General features: G+C 69.4%; 10 protein-coding genes. 3 read left to right on the plus strand and 7 right to left on the minus strand.

The features are described 5' to 3' along the window. Positions 1-101: 101 nt before the first annotated feature. The 4 genes from BM396_RS06480 to pucL all read right to left on the minus strand — a co-directional run bounded on the left by BM396_RS06480 (position 102) and on the right by pucL (position 6817). On the minus strand, positions 102-1031 hold the full coding sequence (locus tag BM396_RS06480) for a substrate-binding domain-containing protein (RefSeq protein ID WP_244538824.1): 930 nt from the start codon (positions 1029-1031) through the stop codon (positions 102-104). Positions 1032-1091: 60 nt separating this feature from the next. Continuing rightward, complete coding sequence (locus BM396_RS06485) at positions 1092-2801, minus strand: methyl-accepting chemotaxis protein (RefSeq protein WP_081948651.1); 1710 nt, start codon at positions 2799-2801, stop codon at positions 1092-1094. Between the two features lie 1227 nt (positions 2802-4028). After that, entirely contained in the window at positions 4029-5513 is a 1485-nt protein-coding gene (locus tag BM396_RS06490) for a methyl-accepting chemotaxis protein (RefSeq protein ID WP_043356429.1), read from the minus strand. A gap of 461 nt (positions 5514-5974) precedes the next feature. Next, the gene (gene pucL, locus BM396_RS06495; protein WP_043382201.1) at positions 5975-6817 is read right to left on the minus strand and encodes a factor-independent urate hydroxylase; all 843 of its coding nucleotides are present in this window, start codon (positions 6815-6817) and stop codon (positions 5975-5977) included. Between the two features lie 172 nt (positions 6818-6989). On the opposite strand from pucL, the gene BM396_RS06500 reads away from it, so the two are divergent. From BM396_RS06500 to BM396_RS06510, 3 genes are read left to right on the plus strand one after another with little or no spacing between them, the layout of a single operon-like run. Further along, on the plus strand, positions 6990-7829 hold the full coding sequence (locus BM396_RS06500; RefSeq protein WP_043382200.1) for an FAD binding domain-containing protein: 840 nt from the start codon (positions 6990-6992) through the stop codon (positions 7827-7829). Beyond that, the gene (locus BM396_RS06505; RefSeq protein WP_043382197.1) at positions 7826-10561 is read left to right on the plus strand and encodes a molybdopterin-dependent oxidoreductase; all 2736 of its coding nucleotides are present in this window, start codon (positions 7826-7828) and stop codon (positions 10559-10561) included. Before BM396_RS06500 ends, BM396_RS06505 begins: the two co-directional genes overlap by 4 nt. After that, positions 10561-11901 carry an NCS2 family permease gene (locus BM396_RS06510; protein WP_043382194.1) on the plus strand — a complete coding sequence of 447 codons (1341 nt, stop codon included), beginning with the start codon at positions 10561-10563 and terminating at the stop codon, positions 11899-11901. The genes BM396_RS06505 and BM396_RS06510 overlap by 1 nt, the downstream gene beginning before the upstream one ends. Positions 11902-11917: 16 nt before the next feature. Here BM396_RS06510 and BM396_RS06515 read toward each other — a convergent pair whose 3' ends face one another. The 3 genes from BM396_RS06515 to BM396_RS06525 are packed head-to-tail and all read right to left on the minus strand — an operon-like array spanning position 11918 to position 15852. Next, positions 11918-12364 (minus strand): PTS sugar transporter subunit IIA, encoded by a 447-nt coding sequence (locus BM396_RS06515; protein ID WP_043382191.1) that lies wholly within the window; start codon positions 12362-12364, stop codon positions 11918-11920. 45 nt (positions 12365-12409) lie between these two features. Further along, positions 12410-13138, minus strand: a complete 729-nt coding sequence (locus BM396_RS06520) for a response regulator transcription factor (protein ID WP_043356449.1) — start codon at positions 13136-13138, stop codon at positions 12410-12412. Then, a complete protein-coding gene (locus BM396_RS06525; protein ID WP_043382189.1) occupies positions 13135-15852 on the minus strand; it encodes a sensor histidine kinase in 2718 nt (905 codons plus the stop codon). The genes BM396_RS06520 and BM396_RS06525 overlap by 4 nt, the downstream gene beginning before the upstream one ends. Positions 15853-15914: the final 62 nt, after the last annotated feature.

The raw sequence follows: 15914 nt of genomic DNA on the forward strand, positions 1-15914 counted from the left end.
GCGCGACCCGAGCGCATGACCGTGCGGGCCGCGTCCTTGCTCCGCAGGCGCGGCCTGCCGCTACGCCACGCGGCACCAAACGGGAGAGGTCCGCGCCGGTTCTAGCGGGAGAAGTGGGTTGTCGACATCCGGTCCGTGACGAGTTCGGACGGCACCCAGTCGAATTGCGGCACCGGCTCATGCCGGATCAAAGCCAGGGCATCATCGATCGCACGACGGCCTTGTAAGCTCGCATCCTGGTGGATCGTTACGGCAAGCCGTTTGTCCTGCATGGCCTGCATCCCGGCGGCGGTCGCATCCACGCCCCCGATCAGGATCCGGCCCGCCGGAATTCCGGCCGCCTCCGCGGCTTCGGCAGCACCGATCGCCATCTCGTCGGTGACGGCTGCGATCGCATCGATGGTCGGCTTCCGGGCGAGCCAATCGGCCACCGCGGCTCGGGCCGCCGAACGGTCGCAGTCCACCGCCGCCTCCGCGACCAGCCGGAGGCCCGGGGATTCGGCCAGGACCTCCTTCACGCCGTCGGCGCGAAGCGTCGACCCGGGGTGCGACGTGCAGCCCGCGAGAATCCCCACGCGGCCCCTCCCGTCCAGCATCTGCCCAAGCTTGCGCATCTGCAACCGCCCGGCGACGAGGTCATCCGGCTGGACAAAAGCGACTCGTCCGGCGAACCAAGCCGAACGGGGTGCGCCGTTGACGGTGACCAGCGGAACATCCGCCTCTTGCGCCAGACGGATGATCGCGGCCCAAGCCGACGAGTCGACAGGGCTCACCACGAGCGCGTCGACCTTCTCGGCGATGACGCGCCGGGCCTGCGCGATCTGCTGCGCGCCCGCGCCTTCCGGCGCATAGTCGAAATGCACCGTTATCCCGCGCGCCACCGCGTGCTCCTTCAGGCTGTCGTGCAGAAGGCGGGTGAGGGCCGCCGGCGGAGTCATCAGAACGGCGATCGTGGTGGCAGACGCCGGTTTCGCGCAGACGATGACGGCGAGAGCCCCGGCCCAGGCGGCTCGTCGCAGGCGCGAGCGCATCTGCGCCCGATCTGTCCGGCCCATCACGCTCGCTCCGTTCCTGTCGTTCCGTGCCCCGCATCAGGCCGCGCGGAGATTGTCGAGAAAGCCTGCGATCTCGCCGCCGAGACGTTCGGCGTCCCGCGACAAGCTGCGGGCCGCGGCCAACATGCCGGCCGCGACCGTGTCGGCCTCCGCGGCCGGATCGGTTGTTCCTGTGATGTCGAAGCCGGGTTCCACGGCGTCGGCGGTACAGGGGATGACGATCTGGACGGCCTCCCGCGCTGCAGCGCCCTGCTGCTCGACGGCGACGGCGATCGAAGCCGCCGCCCGGCTCATGTCGGCGACCCGTGCGGTGATGCCTGCGATCGCCGACGTCGCCTCGACAGTCGATCCCTGCAATTCGGCCACGTGCCGGCCGATGACTTCGGTGGCCTCTTTGGTCTGTCCCGCCAGGGTCTTCACTTCGGCGGCCACAACCGCGAATCCGCGCCCTGCCTCACCGGCCCGCGCGGCTTCGATCGCGGCATTGAGGGCGAGGAGATGGGTCTGGGCGGCAATCTTGGTGATCATGCGGACCACTTCGCCGATCCGGTCCGCGGCGCCGCTGAGGGCTTGAACACGCGAGAGGGTCTGTTCCGCCTCCACCGCCGCGCCACCCGCCAGGGACGCCGTGATCTCGGCTTGGCGATTGACCTCGTGGGCTGCAGAGTTGAACACCCCGGCAGCGGCGGCAATCCGCCGGACGTCGGACTGAGCCTGTTGGGCTGCGGCGGCCATCGTCGCCGCGTGACTCGTCGTCAACGTGACCATCTCGCAGAGTCTCTCGGCCGTGGCGCGCAGCTCCGCCGAGTCGGATGACACGGTCTCGACAACCCCGCCGATCTCGGCTTCGAACCGCTCCGTCATGTTGCGAAACGCGTCACGGCGTTGCTGTTCACGGTGCGCCTGCACCCGGGCCGCCTCCTCTTCGCGGCGTTCGGCGTGCCGAATCCTGTTCTCACAGGCCCTGAGAGCCCCCGCCATCGCGCCGAGTTCGACCTCCTGCATCAGGGTGGAAATCGGAACCGTCGACCCGTTCTCCGCCCATCGCTGCAGGGTGGCGGTGATCGCCGACACCGGTCGAACGACATGGCGCAGGACGATCCACGCCAGCCCGAGGCTGATCGGGGCGGAGGCCGACACGGCCATGGCGAGCGCCCACCACGCCATCAGGCCGGCTGTATCGACGGTCTTGGCTTCTTCGGCGATCCTGCCTTGACGGTTCATGAGCAACGCGTCGACCGCCTGCAGAAGCGCTGCCGCATCGGCCTCCAGCACCGTCGACAGGACCTGGTCGGCGAGTTCGCGTTCCCCGGCCCGGTCGAGGGCGGCCGCCTCGGCCCCGACAGCGAGGACATGCTGCCAAGCTACGCGCAGAGTTTGCGCCAGCTTTTGGTCATCAGGCGCCGTAACGGTCGGAAGATACGCGCTCCAGGCGGCCGAGAGCGATCGATGCGCCGCGTCGATCTTGACGAAGCTTTCACGACGGGCCTCCTCAGTCGTCGCAGCGTGCGCCAGAACCGCAAGCGTCCGAAGCTCCTGACCCAGTTGCTTGATGGTGCCGAGCAGGGTCGTGGCCTTGATCTCACCGGCCAGGGTGCGACTCGCTGCTTCGACGATGCCGATCCGGACTGCCGAGACCAATCCGATACCAATCGGAACACTGAACATCGTCACGGCAAATGCGATAACGATCGATCGAACGCTTAATTCACGCCGCAGCCCAAGAAATGACAGACGCACATGCATCCAATGATTTCCGATAAGATCATTGGACTATCTTCTATGCAATAATCTCTCCGAGATCAACGCCCGTATATAGACAGTTGTTATACTTGATGAAGATTATAGTAAAACATATTTGCCTCGTAAAATATAGACAGAACAAGAAAATATAATGATATTAGCATCTATTACTCTTCAGATGACCGTCTCATTTGCGGGCGGACGATCTCCGCAGATTGAGTGTCGCGCGTCGCAAATCTGATCTGCCGTGGGCGGCACACGCCGCGCGTCGCGCTGCGGCACGCCGCCGATCCCATCCGCACATCGCTTGCATGCCGGATCGGCCGCGCCGCCTGCCGAGCGCCGCAGATGCGTCGCTCAGTCTACCCCGCCAACGCCGGGCGAGGCTGCGTCTGCACCGAGGTCAGAGCGGCTTGGTCTGCTGGGCGCGCATCCACAACAGGCCGGCCAAGCCCATCCACGGGCACACGAAGACGATGAAGGCGACCAATCCCATGGATCATCTCCCGGCGAACCGTGTGTGACGTCAAGAAACGCTCGCCGATTTCGCCGGATCCGCCTCATTGTCCGCAGCCCGAGCTTGGCGCGCCATCGCGATCAATTCCGATGCCGTAAATCCGCGGTGCGGGGGCGGTTCAGGGAGGTTACCCGGGGTCGGCAAACGCGGCGCCGGCGGAAGGGGCGATGCCCGCCCCGGCCATAACCGCTTCAGCCGACCTGCCTTGCGCAAGGTTCGCTCCACCACGCATCCATCTCCCGCTCATGAACTGCGGTGACGGGTAGGCGAGGGCCTGCCGCCGGGTAAGCCGGCCCGGGACAAGTGTGCAGCCGAGGCCCGGCGCGTGGCGTATGGCCCACCCTCTGGGCGGCCGCCGGCATTGCCCTATGGCACGCTCTTCAGACGCGAGACGCACCGGGGCTCAGACCCGATCAGCCCGCACCGCCGGTTGCCGTGCGGACAGCCGGTGCAGTTGAGCTGTCTCGTCATCCGCGACATTGCCGTCGACGCTCGAAGTCCGGCTGGTCGGACCCGCGCGCGAGCCCGAAGGTTTCGTTCTGCAAAGTCGTTTGACCAAATTGCTTCAAATACAGCTCATTGCGGCGCACGATATCGAATGAGCCACCAATTTCGTCCGGCTCCGGATGGGCGGTCCGTCGTACGCGAGTGCCGACGCGCGTGCGGATAGCGGCGGAACTGTTTGACCTGCGCGACGTCCGGCCCTTTCACCTTCAGCCGAAGGCGCGCGAAGCTTCCCGGACCTGACGCGTCGCCCGGTCTGCGCGTGCGCTGGCCTGCGCGATCGTGTTCATGCCCGCCGAGATCGCGGACACATCCTGCGCTGCGGTCTGCATGCTGCCGGACATTGCCCGCATGACCACGGATTGTTCTTCCACCGCAGCCGCAAGGGTGGACGATACCGTGTTCAACGTATGGATCGTTCCCTGGATCGCATCGATGGCGTCGACGGCCTCACGGGTCGCCGACTGGGTGGAGGCGATCTGGAGTCGGATCTGGTCCGTCGCCCGGCCGGTCTGGGCGGCGAGGGTCTTCACCTCCGTGGCCACCACCGCGAAGCCGCGTCCGGCCGCGCCGGCCCGCGCCGCCTCGATGGTCGCGTTCAAAGCCAACAGATTGGTCTGGGCAGCGATCCCGGAGATGAGGCCGAGGACATCGCCGATCTGGGTGGCGTTTTCGCTGAGCCCCGTCACGATCTGACCGGTGCGCTGCGCCTGTTCCACGGCTTGTCCCGCGACATCCGCCGCGTGATTCACCTGCCGATTCATGTCGTCCACTGACGCGGACAGCTTTTCCGCGCCGATGGCGACCGACTGGATGTCGCTCGACACGCGGCCGACGCGCGTGACCGCCTCGTCGGCTTGGCGCGTGACGTCCGCCACGGCGCCGCCAATGGCGTCGAGTTCATCACCGATCGCGCGCTGCGCGGCCGCGCGTTGCTGCCGTTCATGGACTTGCGCAGTGATGTCGGTGGCGAATTTGACGACGCGGATCGGCTTCCCGTCCACGTCGGTGATGGGATTGTACGTCGCCTGGATCCAGATTTCGCGACCGCCCTTTCCGGTGCGTTTGAAGGCCCCGGATTGAAATTCGCCGCGCGCCAACGCAGCCCAGAACAGGCGGTAAGCCTCGCTGGTGCGCTCGGCCTCGCTCACGAACAGGCTGTGATGGCGTCCGACGATCTCGTCCAGTTCGTAACCCACCGCGGTCAGAAAATTGGGATTGGCGGTGACGATGGTGCCGTCGAGGGAGAAGGCGATGACGGCCTGCGAGCGATGCAGCGCGGTGATCTGTCCTTCGAGATCGAGGGTTCGCAGCTTCTGCGCCGTGATGTCGGTGGCGAATTTGACGATCTTCACCGGCTTGCCGCCCGCGTCGAGCACCGGATTGTAGGTTGCCTGGATCCAGACCTCGCGGCCACCCTTGGCGAGGCGCTTGTACTCGGCGCTCTCGAACGTACCGTGCCGCAGGCTCTCCCAGAAACGGCGATAGTCCTCACTCTCTCGCACGGCCGGTTCGACGAACAGGCTGTGGTGACGGCCCTGGATTTCCGCGAGCGTGTAGCCCATGGCCGCGAGAAAGTTCTCGTTGGCGTCCAGAATTGTGCCGTCGAGCGCGAACTCAATCGTGGCAAGGGATCGGCTCAAAGCTGCAAGTTTTGCGGCTTGGTCGTTCCGAGTCCTGAGTCCCTCGAACATTGATCCTCCACATATCACGACCGCGGTGCGGCAGAAGCGCACAACAGCACGGTCGAAGCTGGCTTTTATCTAGTCCAGGCGTCGTTTGTCGTCCCAAACGACCTTGGGTTCTCACCGACGCCCCAGCCAATCGACATCTTTCATAGGTGCGGACCGTTTCAGTGCCGTTAAGGGCCCGCCGCCCTACATCAGAATCACACGCGATGACCGGCGAGAACGGACTGTTCAGTAAACCCCGAGTCATCGCCCAGAGATTGTGCCCTTACGTTTCAGGACTTGATCTTGGACAATCCTGCGTTGTGCGCAGCGTGAGCTTTTCCGGCGGACTGACGCGCCGTCCCTCTGCTCCGGTGCCGCGCAACCGGGATCCGCCCTGCCGGCGGCGGTCGGCGGTCCCGCTGCCGCCGGGGGGGCACCGGGGGACATGCGCCGTTACCAGACCCGTCGCGCGTCGAGGGACGTCAGGCGGTCCGGCCGATCGTCGCCTCGATGCGACCGGCAGGCTCATCCGTCGGCAGAAAGATGGTTCCAGCGTTGTCGAGGCCGAAGGAAGTGAGGTCGATCGGCAGGTAATGCTTGTTGGGCATCACGAAGCCGATCTCGGCGAGTTCCGGAACGGCGTCGAGCGCGGCCTCACCCATCCGGTACATGCTGTCCTGAATGCCGCGGCTGTAGGTCGTGCCGAACACCGTGAGCAGCGTCTGGAGGATGTGGGCATTGGCCTCGCTGCAATCGGGAGGGGGCGACGCCCAGGTCCAGGTCGCATCCATGCTGGTGGCGGCGATGCGATCCGTCGTATCCGGCAGCGTCCGGTATCGGTCCGCAACGAAATCCGACCAGCCCGATTGGGTCGTCTTCATGAAGGTGTAGCCCCGCAGGCCGGAGCGCAGCGTCGAACCGGCTCGGCTGGCGGTCAGCGCCACGAAGCCGGTGCCGTTCCCGTCCCGCGTGAAGGTATGCCCGTGCGGCGCGCCCGCAATCGCGTGACGCAGCCAGCGGATCTCCTCTGTCTCGATGGCGACGGCCTCGATCTGCGGATAGGTCTCGAGCAGGACCTGCGCGACCGCGGCGACGAAGGCCTCCGCGTCGAGAGTCAGGTTCTGCGCCGCCGTGACGTTGACGATGTTCCTGAGGCTGTCGGTGGCGATGGCGGCGCGGTTGTCCCCCGTGGTCCAGGCGGCCTCGAAGCGGCCGGTCAGCATGACCGACAGCGTCAGCTCCCGCGGCGTATGGTGCTCGCCGTCGCGGGCGAGACGCAGCACACGAACCCGCTCCTTGCCGTAGCGCGATGCCGTAAGGGCCATGGGGATCTCCGAGCGGGCCGCAGCCGGCCATCTCACGCGATTCTGATTCATCCTAGGCCGAGGCGGGCGGGGGCGCCAAGGTTCCCCGGCACCGCCGCGGCTTGACCGGTGCCTCATATCGGCCGGCATAGTGAAGGGCCGGACCGAACCGGCACCGGACCGGCGAGGGGGCATGGACCTCAATACAATCGAGACCGTCCTGCGTCCGCGCAGCCGGATCGAGTTGCCCGCCTGGCAGGACGGCGATGCCTGCCTGGGCGGCGGCACGTGGCTGTTCTCCGAGCCGCAGGTCGGGATGCAGCGCCTCATCGACCTCGCGACCCTCGGCTGGCCGCCGCACACGATCGACGCAGGCGGCCTCATTTTGGCTGCGACCTGCACCATCGCGCAGCTCGACCGGCTGGAATTGCCGCCGGGCTGGAACGCGGCGCCCCTGGTCGGCCAGTGCTGTCGGGCGCTGCTCGGCTCCTTCAAGATCTGGAACGTGGCCACGGTCGGCGGCAATGTCTGCCTCGCCCTCCCGGCCGGCCCGATGATCGCCCTCGCGACCGCCCTGGACGCGACCTGCACGATTTGGTCCGCGGACGGGACCGAGCGCCACGTCCCGGTGATCGACTTCGTCCTCGGTCCGCAGCGCAATGCCCTGAGACCGGGGGAAGTCCTCCGCAGCCTCTCGATGCCGGCCGCTGCCCTTGCGCGCCGCACGGCGTTTCGCCGCGTCAGCCTCAGCCCGAACGGCCGTTCCGGCGCGCTGCTCATCGGGACGCGCGCCGCGGACGGCGCCTTCGCGCTGACCGTCACGGCCTCGGTGACGCGTCCGCTCCGCCTGACCTTCGACGAGTGGCCGAGTCCGGATGCGCTGACGCGTGCCCTCGACGCTGCGATTCCGGATGCCCTCTATCACGACGATGTCCACGGCCGGCCCGACTGGCGCCGCCACATGACCCGGCACTTCGCCGAGGAGATCCGCGCGTCGCTCGACGCGGCGCCGTCGCCGGGAGCCGCGTCATGAAGGTTATGATCAACGGCGCGATGTACGAGGGTTCGCCGCGGGCCGGACAGTGCCTGCGGACCTATCTTCGTGAGGCGGGCTGGTTCGGCGTCAAGAAGGGATGCGACGCTGGCGATTGCGGCGCCTGCACGATTCATCTCGACGGCGAGCCGGTCCACAGCTGCCTCGTCCCGGCATTCCGCGCCGAGGGCCGGAGCGTGACGACGATCGAAGGCCTGGCGGGTCCCTGCCATCCCGACGATCCCGAGCCCGCCGAGTTCCATCCGACGCAGCAGGCCTTCCTGGACGCCCAGGGCTTCCAGTGCGGGTTCTGCACGCCGGGCATGATCATGACGGCGGCGAGGCTCGACCAGGGGCAGAAGCAGGATCTCGGCACCGCCCTCAAGGGCAATCTCTGCCGCTGTACCGGCTACCGCGCCGTCCGCGAGGCCATCGCGGGCAGCGCAAGGTCCGTGGAGCGCGGCAGCTGTGGAGATCCGGTCGGGCGGAACTGCCCGGCGCCGGCCGCGCCGCTGGTGGTGTCCGGTCGCGCCCGTTTCACCCTGGACGCCCCGCTCGGCGACACGCTCCATCTCAAGGTCCTGCGGTCGCCCCATGCCCATGCCCTGGTCGTGGCGATCGACGCCGCGGCGGCGCGCGCCGTCCCGGGGGTCGTGGCCGTGCTGACCCATGCGGACGCACCGACGCGCCGGTTCTCCACCGGCCGCCACGAGGATCCGCGGGACGATGCGTCCGACACGCGGGTGCTCGACCCGATCCTGCGCTTCGTGGGCCAGCGTGTCGCCGCCGTGGTGGCGGAGTCTGAAGCGGCCGCCGAGGCCGGCTGTCGGGCCCTTCAGGTCACCTACGAGGTCCGCCCGGCGCTCCTCGATCCGGACCGCGCCCTGGAGCCCGACGCACCCCGGGTCCACGATCCCCGCGACGGCCCGGGCGAGGATGCGCCGCCCCTCGGACGCCACCCCAACCTCGCCGGCGAGGTCCACGGCGCGATCGGCGACGTGGAGGCCGGCTTGGCCGAAGCCGACTTCGTCTATGCCGGGACGTTCCGGTCGCAGCGCGTCCAGCACGCCGCCATGGAGACCCATGGCTGCATCGGATGGCGCGCCGAGGACGGCCGCCTGACGCTGCGCACGAGCACCCAGGTGCCGTTCCTGACCCGGGACGCGCTGGCGGACCTGTTCGGCCTGGAGAAGGACGCGGTGCGCGTGGTCTGCGCCCGGGTCGGGGGCGGCTTCGGCGGCAAGCAGGAGATGCTCACCGAGGATCTCGTCGCCCTGGCGGTCCTGCACACCGGCCGGCCGGTCCGCTGGGAGCTGACCCGCCGGGAACAGTTCGTCGGAACCACGACGCGTCATCCGATGCGGGTGGATGTGAAGGTCGGCGCCCGGCGCGACGGCACGCTGACGGCGCTCAGCCTGGACGTCCTGTCCGACACCGGCGCCTACGGCAACCACGCCGGCGGCGTGATCCATCACGCCTGCAACGAGGTGCTGGCCGCCTATGTCTGCCCCAACAAGCGGGTCGATGGCCGCGCCGTCTACACCCATACGCTGCCGGCGGGGGCCTTCCGGGGCTATGGGCTGAGCCAGACCATCTTCGCCCTGGAATCCGCCCTGGACGAGGTCGCCCGCGGGCTCGGCCTCGACCCCTTCGCGCTGCGGCGGCACAACGCCGTCAAGCCGGGCGACGCCCTGGTGTCGAGCAGCCTGGAGCCCCACGACGTGGTGTTCGGCAGCTACGGCCTCGACCAGTGCCTGACCCTGGTCGAGGAGGCGCTGCAAGCCGATCCGGGACCGGAGCCGGAGGCCGGCTGGCGCTGCGGAACCGGCATGGCGATGGCGATGATCGACACGATTCCCCCGCGCGGCCACCATGCCGATGCGCGGGTCGGCCTGGACGCCCACGGGCACTTTACCGTGCGTGTCGGGACGGCGGAATTCGGCAACGGCACCAGCACGGTGCATCGGCAGATCGCGGCCTCGGCACTCGGCGTCGCGCCGGAGCGCGTTCGCATCGCGGGCGCGGACACCGATGGCGTCGGCCACGATACAGGCGCCTATGGCAGCACGGGGACCGTTGTGGCGGGTCTGGCGACGCTCCGCGCCGCGGAGGCGCTCGCGGTCCGGATCCGCACGCGGGCGGCGGATATCGCGGGTGCGTCCCCGGATTCCTGCCGCGTGGCGGGGGATGTCGTCGATACGCCGGCCGGGCCGGTGACGCTCGCGGCGATCGGACCGCTCGACGCGGCCGGCCGAGCCGACGGCAGCCCGCGCTCGGTGGCGTTCAACGTCCACGCCTTCCGGGTCGCGGTCGATCCCGTGAGCGGGCTGGTGCGCATCCTCAGGAGCGTTCACGCCGCCGATGCTGGGCGGGTCATCAACCCGATGCAGTGCCGCGGACAGGTCGAGGGCGGCGTCGCGCAGGCGATCGGCGCAGCGCTCTACGAAGAGGTCCGCGTCGGTGCGGACGGGAGCCTCATCACGCAGACATTCCGCGACTACCACATCCCCGCCTGCGCCGACGTGCCGGACACCGAGGTCCTGTTCGCCGACACGTACGACAGCATCGGCCCCCTCGGCGCCAAGTCGATGAGCGAGTCGCCCTTCAACCCGGTGGCGGCGGCGCTCGGCAACGCGATCCGCGACGCGACCGGCGCGAGGCTGACCGCGACCCCCTTCGCCCCCGACAGGATCTACGGGGCCGTGGCGGCCGGCGGGACCGGGCTCTCGTGATGGATCAACCGCGGGATGCCACGCCGGCGGCCAAACCCGGCTTTCTGGAGCGCACCTTCCGCCTCGCCGAGCACGGCACCAGCGTGCGCACGGAGGTGCTGGCGGGGCTGACCACCTTCCTGACGATGGCCTACATCGTCTTCATCAATCCGAGCATCCTGGCGGATGCCGGCATGCCGCGGGGCGCGGTGTTCGTGGCGACCTGCCTCGTGGCGGCGCTCGGCTCGCTGATCATGGCGCTCTACGCCAATTACCCGATCGCCCTCGCGCCCGGGATGGGTCTCAACGCCTACTTCACCTACGTGGTGGTCCAGCAACTCGGCTTCAGCTGGCAGGCCGCCCTCGGGGCGGTATTCATCTCGGGGCTGTGTTTCCTGATCGTCACCCTGACCGGGCTGCGCGCGCTCATCGTCGACGGGATCCCGCGCTCCATGCGCATCGCCATCACGGTGGGGATCGGCCTGTTCCTGGCGATCATCGCGCTCAAGAATGCCGGCCTCGTGGCGGCGAACCCCGCGACCCTCGTCACCCTCGGCGATCTGCACAAGCCCGAGACGATCCTGGCGGTGGTCGGCTTCCTGATGGTGGCCGTCCTGTCCGCGCGGAAGGTTCGGGCGGCGCTGCTCGCCAGCATCCTGACGGTGACGGCTTTGAGCTTCGTGTTCGCCGGCAACACCTTCCAGGGTGTCGTCGCCCTCCCGCCTTCCATCACCCCGACGCTCTTTGCCCTCGACATCCCGGGGGCGCTCTCGGCGGGCCTGCTCAACGTGATCCTGATCCTGTTCCTTGTCGAGCTGTTCGACGCCACCGGAACGCTGATGGGCGTGGCGAACCGCGCCGGGCTCCTGACAGACGGGCGGATGCGCCGCCTCGACCGGGCCTTGATGGCCGATTCCGTCTCGGTCTTCGCGGGCGCGCTTCTCGGCACGTCGAGCACCACGGCCTATCTGGAGAGCGCCTCCGGCGTGGAGGAGGGCGGCCGCACGGGGCTGACGGCCGCCACCGTGGCGGTTCTGTTCCTCGCCTGCCTGTTCTTCGCCCCTCTGGCCGGTGCCGTCCCGGCCTACGCCACGGCACCGGCGCTGTTCTACGTCGCCTGCCTAATGCTGCGGGAGTTGGTGGAGCTCGACTGGGACGATCTCACGGAGGTGGTGCCTGCCTGCGTGACGGCCCTCCTGATGCCCTTCACCTACTCGATCGCCACCGGCGTCTCCTGCGGATTCATCACCTACGCGGCGCTGAAGCTGCTCGCCGGCCGGGCCCGGGAGGTGAAGCCGATCGTCTGGGTGATCGCGGCGGTGTTCCTGTTCAAGTTCGTCGAGACGGGCGGGGCGCATTGACGGCCGGGCCGCACGGCTACCGGCGCATCGCCGCCTCATAGAGAGCCGCCGCATCCCGCGCCGCACGCATGGCCGCGGCGGCCTCGGGATCGCGCAGGCGCCGTGCCACGCAGGCCAGAGCGTTCAGCGGCTCGCCCTCGGCGGCCGTGGGGAGCAGCAACAGGAAGACGAGGTCCACCGGCCGGTCGTCGACCGCCTCGAAATCGATCGGCTCACGGAGCCGGGCGAGGATCCCGTACGGGCGCGTCACCGCGTCGAGGCGCGCATGCGGCAGGGCGATGCCGTCTCCGATCCCGGTCGAGCCGAGGGTCTCGCGCCGGACGAGCGCCGGATGGATCGCCCCCGCGCTCAGGCCGAGGGCGCCGGCCGCACGGCGGGCCAGCTCCTCGAGCAACGCGCCTTTGCTGGCCATGCGCAGGCCGACGAGGGCGTCGGCCGGCACGAGGATCTGGTCCACGGTCATCGCGCGAAATCGCGGGCGCAGGGACGCATCGGGCTATCCTCGAGATCAGTGGGTCGCGGCGCCGTCGGCGGCGCGGGGATGCGGGACCGGCTCGTCGTCGGGCGCGCGCAGGCGGTAGCCGACGCCGGTCTCGGTCAGCAGGAGGCGCGGCCGTTCGGGATCGGCCTCCAGCTTCTGGCGGAGCTGGCGCACGTAGACGCGCAGATATTGCGGATCGGACGAGGACGGGACCGAGCGCATGAGCTGCGCGTGGGTCAGCACCTTGCCGGCATGCAGCACCAGGACGCGCAGGAAGTCGTATTCCCGCGGGGTCAGCTTCACCTCGGCCTCGTCGACCTTCACGATCCGGCGGACGAGATCGACCGAGAGATTGTCGACGCGGAAGATCGGCCGCTCGCCCCGCGCGGCGAGCTGGTGGCGCATGGCGGCCCGCAGGCGGGCCAGCAGCTCCGCCATGCCGAAGGGCTTGGTCACATAATCGTTGGCGCCGAGATCCAGCGCCTCGACCTTGCCGCCCTCGTCGTCGCGGCTCGACAGCACGACGACGGGCAGATCGGGATGGCTCGCCCGGACCGCCCGCAACAGATCGTGGCCGCGCATGTCGGGCAGGCCGAGGTCGAGGATCACGAGGTCCACCCCCTCGCGCCCGAGCAGCGCCAGGGCAGTCCGGGCGTCGGGCGCCTCCAGGACGGCGTAGCCCTGCGTGGCGAGGCCCATGCGCAGGAGCTTGCGGATCGGCGGCTCGTCGTCGACCACCAGGACCGTGGGGCTCATGCGGCGATGTCCTTGGGCGCAGTTCGGGCGGGCACGGGAAGGCTGATGGTGAAGCAGGCCCCGCTCCGGTCCCGGCGATTTCCGGCCGTGACCGTGCCGCCCATCGCCTCGACGAAGCCCCGGGAAATGGCGAGCCCCAGCCCGGTGCCGGCCCTGACCCGATCGCCCTTCCGGACGCGGTAGAACTTGTCGAACACCCGCTCGACATCAGCCTCGGGCAGGCCGTCCCCTTCGTCCAGCACGGCGATCCGGACCCGGTCGTCGGCGCGGCGGACCTGCAGGGTGACGGTCGAGCCCTCGGGCGCGTATTTGGCGGCGTTGTCCAGGAGATTGACCAGAACCTGTTCGAACAGGACCGGGTCGAGTGCCAGGGCCGGCAGGTCGGGCTCCACCTCCACGGCGACGCGATGGTCGGCGAGGATCTTCTGGGTGCGGCGCAGGGCCGTGTCGACGGTCTCGGCCACGTCCTGCGCCGAAAGGTTCGGCGCCACCGCGCCCGCCTCCAGCCGGGTCATGTCGAGGAGGTTGGCGATGAAGCGATTGAGCCGCTCCGATTCCTCGATGATCGTCGCCAGCAGCTCCGCCTTCGCGTCTGCCGGAAGCGCGGATTCGAGATCGCGCAGCGTGCTGGCCGCGCCGAGCACCGACGCGAGGGGCGTGCGCAGGTCGTGGCTGATCGAGGTGAGCAGCGCCTGGCGCAGGCGGTCGGTCTCGGCGGCGCGCTCGGCCCGGTCCAGATCCTCCACGAGCCGGACCCGCTCGATGGCGAGGGCGCCCATGTCGGCCAGGGCGTCGAGGAGGCGGCGGCCCTCAGGCGACAGGATCGGTCCGGTGCCGTCGGAATCGAGGCCGATCACCCCGATCGTGCCGCGCCCGGTCCGCATCGGCAGAAACAGCCGCTTGGCCCCCGGCAGCGTGTCGGCCCCGCGGCCCGCCGGCCGGTCGTTGTCGAAGGCCCATTGCGCCGCCGCCAGATCGGCCTCGTCCAGCATGTCCTCGGGCGGGTAGCCGGCCCGGACCGTGACGGCCTGACCGTCGGGCAGCAGGAGGACGACGCGGACCTTCAGCATCGCGGCGACCTGGGCGCAGGTGGCCCAGAGCACGTCGTCCAGGGTGCCGCAGGCGGCGAGCTTCCGCGAGAAGCCGAACAGCCGCTCGGTGGCCCGGGCGCGGCCCTGGCTGACCACCGCCACGCGGCGGGCGCGGGAGGCGAGGTTCGAGACCAGCACCGCCACCAGGGTGAAGAGCAGGAAGGCCGCGACGTTGGTCGGGTCGGCGATGGTGAGCGTGTAGACCGGCGGCAGGAAGAAGAAGTTGTAGGCCAGCGAGGCTGCCACCACCGCGGCGAGCGCCGGCCCGAGCCCCCAGCGTACCGCCACCGCGACGATGGCGGTCAGCAGGAAGAGGTCGGCGTTTTCGACGCCGGCATAGGGCTGAGCGAGGATGGCGGCGCCGAGTCCCGCGGCGACGGCCGACAGCGCGACCGCGTAGGGCCGCGCCTCGAAGCCCGACCGCGACGGGGCGACCGCGACGGGTCGGCGCGGCTGCGTCGTATCCGGAACGGCCTCGCCGGGGACCACGTGCACGCTGATGGCGCCGCTGCCCCGCACGAGATCGTGTACCACGGAGCCGTTGAGCAGCTCGAACAGCCATGACCGGTTCGCCTTGCCGACCACGATGTGATTGACGTTGGCGGACCGGGCGTAGTCGAGCACGTCGTCGGCGATCCGGCGTCCCCCCGGGAGGGTGACGGCATCGCCGCCGAGCCGGTCGGCGATCCGCAACGCTTCGGCGATCCGGTCGCGCTCGGCCTCGCTCAAGGTCGCCGCGCGGGCCCCCTCGATCGAGAGCGCCGTCCAGGGCGCATGCAGGCGGTCGGCGAGGCGCTTGGCGTAGCGCACGAGGCCTGCGGAGCGGGGGTCCTCGTTCACGCAGACCAGCACGCGCTCGCCCGCCGCCCAGGGGCCGGCGATGGCGTTGGCCCGCATGTGGCCGAGCAGCTCGTCGTCGACCCGGTCGGCGGTGCGCCGCAGCGCCAGCTCGCGGAGCGCCGTCAGGTTGCCGCGGGAGAAGTAGTGCTTCAGGGCCCGCTCGGCGTGGGTCGGGACGTAGACGTTGCCGTCCTTCAGGCGCTGGATGAGGTCGTCGGGGTTGAGGTCCACCACCTCGATGTCGTCGGCGCGGTCGAGGACGCCGTCCGGCACCGTCTCGCGCACCCGGATACGGGTGATCGAGGCGACCACGTCGTTGAGGCTCTCGACGTGCTGGATGTTGAGCGTCGTCAGAACGTCGATGCCGGCATCGAGGAGCTCCTCGACATCCTGGTACCGTTTCGGGTGGCGCGAGCCAGGGGCATTGGTGTGGGCCAGCTCGTCGACCAGCGCCAGCGCCGGCCGGCGGGCGAGGAGGGCGTCGAGGTCCATCTCCTGAAGGACGGTGCCGTGATACGGCACCGACCGGCGGGGGATCGTCTCTAAGCCGTCGAGCAGGGCCTCGGTCTCGGCCCGGCCGTGCGTCTCGACCACGCCGATCACGACGTCGATCCCAGCCTTCAGCCGGGCCCGGCCGATGGTCAGCATCTCGTAGGTCTTGCCGACCCCCGGGGCGGCCCCGAGAAACACCTTGAGCCGCCCGCGCGTCCGCTCCTCCCGGCGCGCCGCTTCGAGCAGGGCGTCGGGCGAGGGGCGGGTCGGGTCGCGGGTGGTCTCGGGCATGAACCTCGTCTCAGGAGCAGTCTGTCTCGGGCCATCCGGCCCTCGCTCTCAGCCGGTGGCCT

The organism is Methylobacterium sp. UNCCL125, assembly GCF_900116795.1.
GTDB lineage: Bacteria > Pseudomonadota > Alphaproteobacteria > Rhizobiales > Beijerinckiaceae > Methylobacterium > Methylobacterium fujisawaense.